Origin of the sequence: Gilliamella sp. B3023 (assembly GCF_026536845.1) — a bacterium.
GTDB lineage: Bacteria > Pseudomonadota > Gammaproteobacteria > Enterobacterales > Orbaceae > Gilliamella > Gilliamella apicola_E.
Genome location: NZ_JAFNNH010000054.1, coordinates 1 through 1,165, shown reverse-complemented (window position 1 = coordinate 1,165; position 1,165 = coordinate 1). Strand labels below are relative to the sequence as shown.

At 39.1% G+C, this 1,165-nt stretch carries 1 protein-coding gene and 1 pseudogene; both read left to right on the top strand.

The window, feature by feature from the left end; translation table 11 throughout:
* A pseudogene (locus J3U16_RS11915) lies at nucleotides 1–601 on the top strand (hypothetical protein); the annotation flags it as partial.
* Nucleotides 602–798: 197 nt separating this feature from the next.
* Nucleotides 799–1,165 (top strand): hypothetical protein (locus tag J3U16_RS11910; protein WP_267343191.1); only part of this gene is annotated, 367 nt, incomplete at its 3' end.

The window sequence follows — 1,165 nt, the reverse complement described above, 5'->3', positions numbered from 1 at the left end:
CTGTGATTTAGATATTAGTGGTAGTAGTCAGCGATTGTCTTGGTCTCCTGTTTCTCATGGAGGTATCACAGTCACAATGTCTAATTCTACTGCTACAAGCGTACGCGTTACTTTAACTGGTCCTTACGCTACTCAATCCCAGATTAATTCATCCAGTCCTAGTCGTGTTTCCACTCCATCTTTGCCTCAGACCTTCGAATTGGTCGGTCGTGATACTAATGGTACTCCAGTCGTCAAATATGGTTTTACTTTAAAGCAGTGGTTCGTCAACCGTGGTTCTAAGTATGACTCTTATCCTAATACATTATCTTGGTGTAATAGTATTGGTTATCGTCATGTTAAGGTAAAGGATTTAACAAATTCAAATCGTGATAATTTAGGCGCCACCCCTTCCTCATCTGGTGATCATTATATGCGTCATATAGGTTCAGGTTTTTCCTCGGAGTGGGGTCGTATGTATGATTATTCAGACATTAGCTTCCTCAACGATTTTTACTGGACTAGTGACCCGTATGGTAGTAGCCAGTTTCTCGTGAGCACATACAGCGGTCACTTGCATTGGGACTACGGCTACTACTACGGCCTTTGCTCCCATCCTTAGTTTTTATTTCTTCGTCCTTAATCCTTAGACCGGGGGTGGGGGGGGATAAAAAATAGTGTTGAGTGGTTAAAAGCAAGCTGACTCAAGGAGTCAACGTCGTTTAGCCATAAAAAAAAGCGATTTTGCGGCTAAGCGGCAAAAATGCTGGGCACCGAGGTTGGTGGTTAAAAATATTGATATTAAAGGAGTAATATAAAATGAATATTGAAGATAAAATAGCATTAAGTAAAAGTCCGGTTCAGTTTATTTCCGAAGGTAATTTTTTAAAGCTTTATAATCAATCATTATATGTGGTTGAGCAATTATTGGGTTTTAGCTTAAAGGTAACGGCAAAGTATATAAAAAAAATTGATGAAATTATTATTTGCGGTGGATTTCCTACCCGTTCTATTACTAAACGTTACCCTAATGCCAGCCCTAATTTAACGGGTTATGAGTTATTGGGTGATTATGATTTAAGTGGCTATGAGCTATGGTATCAAAAGCATTGCCAAATACCGAAGCAAAAAACACCACAATCCCTTCTCACAACATCCCAAGAGGTAAACGAACAGTTAAACGAAT